The following is an 8,082-nucleotide window of genomic DNA, read 5'->3' on the forward strand; positions in this document are numbered from 1 at the left end:
GTTGGTGGTTATCCTGGGGCGACTCTGGCGGAGGAAAATAGATGCCCCCGCTTACATCGATGGTGAGTGGGCAAAAGGTAACCCAGAGCCGAGTAGCGGTTTAATCTCCCATCACCGCATATCTGCTCCCATTCCAGATAATGCCGAAGCCAAAATGAAAGCAATGGATAATTACTACCAAAATCTCGATCGTGATTATGGTTCAATACAAGTCATTGTCGATGGTCAAAGAGTTAGGGTCTTTTACACTAAAAACTGCTTAGACAAACTGGCTGATTGCACACCAAAGAAAGGCGCCGATCCTAATGGCTGGGTTAAGAAATCACCACGCGATTTGACTGATGTGGTTGTGCTCTTTGATGGCAAAGGCGAATCCTCCCCGACTCCTTTTTCTGCTTCTGACACTTCATCATCAGAAAAGCGTAAAAAAGCGAGTGAGTCTGAGTAAGGTCAGCCCAAAACGTCAGGTATTTAGCAATGACTAAATGGAAAGCCTTTTTACCACTACTCTTGTCAGTGGCTGTTTTAGGTTGTAAGCCCGAACCTTACACCGTTGAGGTTGGTTTTACGAATGGCAGTACCTCCGGCGAACATGGTGTAAAAAGAATGGTAATCACCACCCAATCAGGCGGAAAGGCTAATTTTGCTATGGGGGCCGTCAGTGGCTATCCAGGAGCTCATTCGTCTGGTGGACGTATGGATGCGCCCGCTTACATTGAGGGACACTGGGCTAAAGGATGGGAGTATCCTTTCGAGTCCTATCACCGCATATCTGCTCCCATTCCAGATAATGCCGAAGCCAAAATGAAAGCAATGGATAATTACTACCAAAATTTCGATCGTGACTATGGTTCGATGGAGGTGATTGTTGATGGCCCTCGAGTAAGGGTGTTCTACTCAAAATCGTGCGTTGATATGTACGATGATTGCACGCCTAAACAGGGAGCCGACCCTAACGGGTGGGTCGTTCGTTCACCTAAGAATCAGACAGATGTCGTGGTGCTCTTTGATGGCAAAGGCGAATCTTCTTCGACACCTTTCCCAAACACCTTTTTTGCCGATTTGGAAAAGCGTAAAAAAGCGAGTGAGTCTGAGTAAGGTCAGCCCAAACGTCAGGTATTCGGCAATGATTAAATGGAAAGCCCTTTTATCTTTTTTACTATTGATCTCCCTAATCGGGTGTGAGCCTGAGCCTTATACGGCTGAGGTTGGCTTTACGAATGGCAGTACCTCCGGCGAACATGGTGTAAAAAGAATGGTAATCACTACCCAGTCCGGCGGAAAGGCTAGTTTTTCGATGGGAGCCGTCAGTGGCTATCCGGGTGCCCATTCGTCCGGTGGACGTATGGATGCACCCGCTTACATCGATGGGTACTGGGCTAAAGGATGGGAATATCCTTTCAAGTCATATCACCGCATATCTGCTCCCATCCCAGATAATGCCGAAGCCAAAATGAAAACAATGGATAATTATTACCAACATTTCGATCGTGACTATGGCTCAATACAAGTCATTGTCGATGGCCCAAGAGTTAGAGTTTTTTATACTAAAAATTGCTTTGGTATTGTTACTGATTGCATACCAAAGAAAGGCGCCGATCCTAGTGGCTGGGTAAAAAACTCGCCACGCGATTTGACTGATGTGGTTGTGCTCTTTGATGGTAAAGGCGAATCTTCTTCGACCCCTTTCCCAAACACCTTTTTTGCCGATTTGGAAAAGCGTAAAGAAGTGAGTTTTCTGAATAGGGAGAGATTTCAGTTGATGCCATTGGCGAAGGTGACACAAGCCCCAGAACGATGTCAATAATAGTGCACTATGCCGCCTGGGCGCCTGTCACGATCGGGGTCAAACTTGCCCCCGATGTAGGAGGCGCCGTGCAACGGGCGCGCTTCGGCCTCGAGGTGCAAGATGGCTAATGTGCGGGTGCTTTTTCGGCCTACGCCTGACTCGAGAACTTGAATACAGAGCGCTTCGCTTACGGAGTACGGAAAGAGCAGAATTGTGCGCGTATTGAGGCGCTTGCTCTCTCTGTACTCTGTATTCCGTTTTCCGTGTCGCTTGTCACATTCGATGCCAAATTTGCCCCGGATGTCGGAGGTGCCGTGCAACGGGTGCGCTTTTGCCTCGATGTGCAAGATTGCCATTGTGCTGGCGCTTTTCCGACTGACGAGTTTGATAGTAAGGGAGGCAACATACCTCCCTCTGCAAATAGTGGTGGGATATTTTATTCAGTTTTAAAATGACCGATGGTGTCAGCCAATCGCCCAGAACGCTGGCTCAAGCCGGTGACGGTTTCGGCGGTATCATGCGTACGTTGAGAGACGGTTTCCGCCGACTGGGAAATATCGTTAATGTTTTCACTGATTTCGGTGGTGACCTGCGTTTGTTGCTGTGTGGCGGTCGCAATGTGTGAAGTCATTTGGTTAATTTCGGTCACCATATTGGCAATATCCACTAAGGCGGCGTTATTTTGCTGACAGTGGTTCACACACGCTTCCACGGTTTGGCTGGTGTTATCCATATCCGCCACCGCTGATTGGGTTTCTTGGCGCAGTGCAGCAATTTTATCGCGAATGCTTTCGGTGGAGTCCTGGGTGCGAGAGGCGAGGGTGCGTACCTCTTCGGCGACCACACTGAACCCACGGCCTTGTTCGCCGGCACGGGCGGCCTCGATAGCAGCATTTAATGCCAACAAGTTTGTTTGCTCGGCAATCGCTTGGATCACATCTAGCACGCTACCGATTTCCTCGCTCTGTTGCGATAAGCGGCTCATGGTAACGGTGGCGGCATCCATACTTGATGACAGTGTGCGGATTTGTTTAACCAGATCGTCACCGATTTTCGAGCCTTTATCCACCGCTTGGGTAATATCGTCGGACGCGGTTGAGGCTTGGTCGGCGTATTGCGCCACGTCGGTGACCGATGTAGCCATTTCTGTCGCCGCTGAGGCCACTTGATGGGTATGTTTGACCTGATCAGTCACGCGGTCGCGCATGGTGATCACGTCTTGGTTAATATCGTTAGCGGCTTGCCCGAGTAATCCAGACGCCTGGTGCGCTTCTTGAATCACGGTTTGGAAGCTGGCAAACATATCATTGAGAGAGCGTCCGAGCAGTGCCATCTCATCGTTGCCTTTATCCGGTAAGCGCTGCGTCAGATCTTTGTCTTCGGCGATGGTTTTAATCCGTGTGGTCACCGCAATCATGGGCTTAGCAATATTACCTCCCAACACATAGCCAATCAGAATCGCGACTCCCACGAGCAATAATGACGTAAGCACCGTGGCGTTTAAAATGGTGTCTTTCATGGTCGCGACTTGGGCGAGCGACTCTTGTTGACTGATTTGATTGACCAATGCCCAGCGCTTACCAAACACATCAATCGGCGCATAAGCGGTATAAACGGTTTGGTTGCGGTAGCTTTTTTCTTCCCCGGTGCCTGTTTGGCCCGCCAGCGCCTGGGCCACACTTTGAGAGTCGATTGGCATTTGCCCGGCTGCGGTGTCGGTGAAGTCGATGCGGTTAATCAAACCAGGTTTTACGCCATTGGCACGCAGCAAATTCAAATAGGCCGATTTATCTTCTTGTAAGGCGCGTGCTTCCGTCCGCAGTACGTTATCCGGCCCCACCATAAACATTTCGCCCGTCTCACCAAATCCGGCTGATTGCCAGTGTCCTTGGCCGCTAATGACACCACTTAATCGCGCGATAGGCAGTTTAAAAATCAGCACCCCTTGGGTTTCGCCGTTTTCAACAATAGGAGTCGCGATAAATGAAGCTGGCTCGTCATAGCTAGGGAAATAGGGACGATAATCAACAAAACTAATGTCGCCTGCTTGCGCGTCGATGGCTTCTAAAAACGCATCCCCCATGCCACTGGTGGCGTAGGGACCGGCAAATAGGCTGGTACCGAAGTCGATTTCTTTCGCTACGGAATAAACGATACGACCGTTCGCATCCGCTAATAAAATATCTTGGTAGCCAAACGTTTCGGCAAAACGGTGATAGTTGGGATGGTACTGGGTGTGGACGTTGTCGTAGGTTGACCCATCATTAGTGGTGACTAACTTGTCTTTCTCGCCCAAAGGATGCGGGCTACCACTGATGTAAAATTGTTGCAGTGTCCGTGTGGCGGGGGCGAGCGCGGCGAGGTTAGAGCGCGCGTTAGCATTGGTATCGTTAAGCGCCTGGTAGGCATCACCAAAGGTGTCGGTGTAGTAATCCTGCAGGGCCCGACGTGAGGCTCGATCAGTCCTCACTTCTCGGCTGTAGCGCAAATAGGCCTCACTGAAGGCGTTGACGGCATTTTCAGTCATGGTCGAATCAGCCATTGAGGTTAATTGTTGGCCGATAAATGAAAAATAACTGGTGAGCTCTGACTGTTTAGCCTCACGGACCGCTTTGAGCTGGCTAATGGCTTGATCCTGCATCTGGTCACCAAACAATGCAGTGGTGCGGTTGGCGAGCACGGCTGCGGTTGCGAGAATACAGATAACACAGGCGGAGATGATTGCCGCAGATACCTTTGTGCGAACTTTCATACTACTAAACTCCTGAACGTCATGACGACGGTATCAAATGAAGGCACCGCACGGGTGCATGGTGAAGAGGGTGGGGCTTATTCGACGGGCTAATGGCATACTCAAACGGTAAGATCATACTCGAGCATCGCGACACTGTGGTATTGGCCGAACTTTTCGCCGACATCGTTAAGCTGCCCAACTTGCTGAAAGCCCAAACGACGATGAAGTGCCAGTGACGCGGGTTGGGGAGTGTGATCAGCGAGTAAGCACGGCGAAGACCTTGATCACGCATGCCATCAAGTAAGGTACGCATCAATTGTGAGCCGATACCGCGACCGCTGGCATCAGGTGCGGCGTAAATCGTGATCTCTGAGGCGATATGAAAGGCCTGTTTGGCGTTGAATGGCGTGTTATAAGCAAACCCAACGATTTGTTGATCTTGCTCTGCCACCCACGCTTGATAGCGGGAGGACGGATCAAATTGTGCAAACCAGTGTTCACGTTCTTGCTTTTGCCATGGGGCTAAATCGAACGTGATCGCGGTGTGGGTGATGTAATAGTTATAAATGGTATTGATCGCGTCACAATCACGCAACTCCATGCGTCGAATAAGCATTCTCGCTTCCTTTTTGCTTTTTTGCGGCGCATAAGATACCGAAGTTCGTCCCATTCGCCAAGTATTGATGACAAATTGCTCAATTTTAGAGCGCGGGTTGCGCAACAAAATCAGAAATTGAGAGAAAACAAATTATCTCGTGATATTGATGAAAAAGGGATTGTGAGGCTAAATCGATCGGACTAGCATGAGATCTTCACTTCTCGGCATATAAGGACGCGTTTTGTCAGAGTTTAAAGCGACATCCATTTCTCCGGTCGGCCCGTTTTTCTCACCTATGGTGCAGGGGTACTGGCGATTAGATGATTGGCAGATGACCCCGCAGCAGCGACTCAGTTTTCTCAAAGCCCATATTGATTTGGGAATAACAACGGTTGATCATGCTGATATCTACGGGGACTATCGCTGTGAGACCTTGTTTGGCCAAGCGATAAAATTGGATCCGAGTGTGAGAAAATCGATCCAAGTTGTCTCTAAGTGCGACATCAAGTTGGTCAGCGAGGCAGCCCCCAACCGTAAAATTAACCATTACGACACCAGTTATCATCACATTATGGAATCGGTGGATCATTCACTATCGCGTTTAGGGGTGGAAAAACTTGATGTGTTATTGCTGCATCGCCCTGATGCGTTAATGGATGCAGATGAAGTGGCAGAGGCCTTCACCACCCTTCGATATCATGGAAAAGTCTCGCACTTCGGGGTATCAAACTTTACCCCGTCACAATTCGATTTATTGCAATCTCGCTGGGACGAATCACTCGTCACTAACCAGGTTGAAATGAATCCGCTACGTTTTGATGCAATCCACGATGGCACGCTTGATCAGCTTCAGCGTCTTCAAATAAAACCGATGGCGTGGTCATGCCTTGCTGGCGGTGAGTTATTTACGGGTGAGTCACAACAGGTTGTGCGTGTGCGCGAAACGCTTAGCGCTATTGCTGAGGAGTTAGGCGGCGCGAGTATCGATCAAGTGATTTATGCTTGGGTAATGCGCCATCCATCGAAACCATTACCAATTATTGGCTCAGGGAACATTGAGCGCGTGAAAGCCGCTAAACAGGCTTATGATCTTAAATTAACGCGTGAACAGTGGTATCGCATCTGGGTTGCCTCGAAAGGGCATAATGTGCCTTAAGTGTGAAGGCGTTGACTAACGGTAATATCGACAGACGGTACACGGTGCCGTCTTTTTATTTATCCGGTGCGCAAGTGTCGATATTTGCGGTGAATATTAACCGCAATGGCGACAAAAAGCGTACATCCATGGCTTTAATGGCGCCTTGCTGGCAGGTTGCCCGGTGGAGACGTCCTGTTTACCCGCCGGTAGCTGCTATTTTTTAACCTGAGCCATCGAGTGATGCGAGGTGAGGGCAGACACTTCTAGCATCGGTGCGGCATCAATATCGTCCGCATTCATCATTGACGAGATACGTTGAACGGATGATAACACCAGAGATTGCTCCCACTCTTCCAGGTTTTGAAAGCGTGAGATAAAGTTCTCCTGCAGTGGCTTGGGGGCTTGCTCCAATGCCGCTTCCCCTTGTTCGGTCAGGTGCGCGTGTACTTTACGCTTATCAAGCTCGCTACGGACGCGCAAAATCAGACCGCGCTTTTCTAAGCGATCCAAAATGGTTGTTGCGGTCGCTTGGCTCATGTTGGTATGGACAGATAACTTACGAATCGTCACCTGACCAAGCTCTTTGATCGCGCGCATCAGTACCAGTTGCGGACCAGTAATCCCCGATACTTTGTTCAGCTTTCGTGAATGCAAATCGATTGCGCGGATAATTTGCCGCAATGCGACCAGTACTTCTTCGTGTTTTTCCATTACCTCACCTCCACCAGAAAAAATTGCCACCGAAACTTACAATACCCGCGGTTGTAGTGCAAAGGCATAGAGAGAAAAATCGATGATTTATGTTTGTTTCAACGAGCAAATAATCAACGTGCTTTCAATCTATTATAACCCTTAGAGTTCAAATTAAATCTAATTTATTGTTATTTTTGACTGTTTCAGTGAGCAAGTGCAAAAAGTGGCTTATAGTCATTAGTTTACCCAAAGAACAGGTCGGATCTGTATTGCAACATATTGCATTAAACCTTATCGATAGTGCGGACATCACACTTCCAGAAATGAGAAGAATTCTTTGTTGCATTTCGTAACACAATGCTTAGAATTCACTCATACAAACGATAATAGTTATCATAAATGTTTCTATCTAAAGCGAAGGACAAAAGTACTATGGAATTGACACCGTTTAAGCGCAATCTTATCGCGCTCTCATTGCTCGCTGCGCCGCTAGGCGTGAATGCTGCCACGCAGCAAGAGGTGGTCGAGCATTATGCCGATATCGCTCACGCTGTTTTTGCTGATGCTCATACCACTGCGGTTGAACTTGACGATGCGCTGACTGCCTTTGTTGCCGACCCTTCTGAAACGACTCTTCAGGCAGCTAAAAAGGTGTGGTTAGATGCACGCGTACCTTACCAGCAGTCAGAAGTTTTTCGCTTTGGTAATGCCATTGTCGATGACTGGGAAGGACAACTTAATGCTTGGCCATTGGATGAAGGCCTGATTGACTATGTCGCTGACGGGTATCAAGCCGAGCTCGGTAATGCAGGTGCCACGGCAAACATTATTGCCAACCAAAGCATCCAAATCGGTGCGACAGAGTTAGACGTTGCTGATATTACGCCAAAACTGCTCGCTAGCTTGAATGAGGTAGGCGGTTCAGAAGCCAATGTGGCGTCTGGTTATCATGCCATCGAGTTCCTGCTATGGGGGCAAGATTTGAATGGAACCAACGCCGGTGCCGGCGAGCGTCCTTATACTGACTTCGCCTATGGTGAAGATTGCACCCATGGTCATTGCGATCGTCGCCGTGACTACTTGAAAGCGGCTGCCGATCTCTTGGTCGATGATTTGGCGTGGATGCGGGA

Annotated in this window: 7 protein-coding genes and 1 pseudogene; 5 read left to right on the forward strand and 3 right to left on the reverse strand. The window is 49.0% G+C overall.

All coding sequences use genetic code 11. The features are described from left to right. From DZ54_RS22795 to DZ54_RS0116485, 3 genes and pseudogenes are all read left to right on the forward strand, one after another. Positions 1-448: pseudogene (locus DZ54_RS22795) on the forward strand (hypothetical protein); the annotation flags it as partial. A gap of 29 nt (positions 449-477) precedes the next feature. Continuing rightward, positions 478-1,098, forward strand: a complete 621-nt coding sequence (locus DZ54_RS0116480) for a hypothetical protein (protein WP_025675276.1) — start codon at positions 478-480, stop codon at positions 1,096-1,098. 28 nt (positions 1,099-1,126) lie between these two features. Further along, on the forward strand, positions 1,127-1,807 hold the full coding sequence (locus DZ54_RS0116485; protein ID WP_051416079.1) for a hypothetical protein: 681 nt from the start codon (positions 1,127-1,129) through the stop codon (positions 1,805-1,807). Between the two features lie 418 nt (positions 1,808-2,225). On the opposite strand, the gene DZ54_RS0116495 is transcribed toward DZ54_RS0116485, so the two are convergent. Both DZ54_RS0116495 and DZ54_RS22800 read right to left on the reverse strand, forming a co-directional pair. Continuing rightward, positions 2,226-4,541 (reverse strand): methyl-accepting chemotaxis protein, encoded by a 2,316-nt coding sequence (locus DZ54_RS0116495; protein WP_025675281.1) that lies wholly within the window; start codon positions 4,539-4,541, stop codon positions 2,226-2,228. A gap of 19 nt (positions 4,542-4,560) precedes the next feature. Beyond that, positions 4,561-5,139 (reverse strand): GNAT family N-acetyltransferase, encoded by a 579-nt coding sequence (locus DZ54_RS22800; RefSeq protein WP_051416080.1) that lies wholly within the window; start codon positions 5,137-5,139, stop codon positions 4,561-4,563. 277 nt (positions 5,140-5,416) lie between these two features. Between DZ54_RS22800 and DZ54_RS0116505 the strand changes: the two genes are divergently transcribed. Continuing rightward, positions 5,417-6,277, forward strand: coding sequence for an aldo/keto reductase (locus DZ54_RS0116505; protein WP_051416081.1), 861 nt, complete (start codon positions 5,417-5,419; stop codon positions 6,275-6,277). 195 nt (positions 6,278-6,472) lie between these two features. Here the strand turns inward: DZ54_RS0116505 and DZ54_RS0116510 are convergent, their stop codons facing one another. Then, positions 6,473-6,970: a MarR family winged helix-turn-helix transcriptional regulator gene (locus tag DZ54_RS0116510; RefSeq protein ID WP_025675283.1), complete on the reverse strand. Its 498-nt coding sequence runs from the start codon at positions 6,968-6,970 to the stop codon at positions 6,473-6,475. A gap of 414 nt (positions 6,971-7,384) precedes the next feature. On the opposite strand from DZ54_RS0116510, the gene DZ54_RS0116515 reads away from it, so the two are divergent. Continuing rightward, on the forward strand, positions 7,385-8,082 hold a 698-nt coding region (locus tag DZ54_RS0116515), incomplete at its 3' end, for an imelysin family protein (RefSeq protein ID WP_025675285.1).

Origin of the sequence: Salinivibrio socompensis S35, from assembly GCF_000513715.1 — a bacterium.
Lineage (GTDB): Bacteria > Pseudomonadota > Gammaproteobacteria > Enterobacterales > Vibrionaceae > Salinivibrio > Salinivibrio socompensis.

What these genes read in the sequence shown, in the direction of transcription:
- DZ54_RS0116480 (WP_025675276.1), top strand. Translation starts at nt 478, where the DNA reads ATGACTAAATGGAAAGCCTTTTTACCACTACTCTTGTCAGTGGCTGTT.
- DZ54_RS0116485 (WP_051416079.1), top strand. Translation starts at nt 1,127, where the DNA reads ATGATTAAATGGAAAGCCCTTTTATCTTTTTTACTATTGATCTCCCTA.
- DZ54_RS22800 (WP_051416080.1), bottom strand. Translation starts at nt 5,139, where the DNA reads ATGCTTATTCGACGCATGGAGTTGCGTGATTGTGACGCGATCAATACC.
- DZ54_RS0116505 (WP_051416081.1), top strand. Translation starts at nt 5,417, where the DNA reads ATGGTGCAGGGGTACTGGCGATTAGATGATTGGCAGATGACCCCGCAG.
- DZ54_RS0116510 (WP_025675283.1), bottom strand. Translation starts at nt 6,970, where the DNA reads ATGGAAAAACACGAAGAAGTACTGGTCGCATTGCGGCAAATTATCCGC.
- DZ54_RS0116495 (WP_025675281.1), bottom strand. Translation starts at nt 4,541, where the DNA reads ATGAAAGTTCGCACAAAGGTATCTGCGGCAATCATCTCCGCCTGTGTT.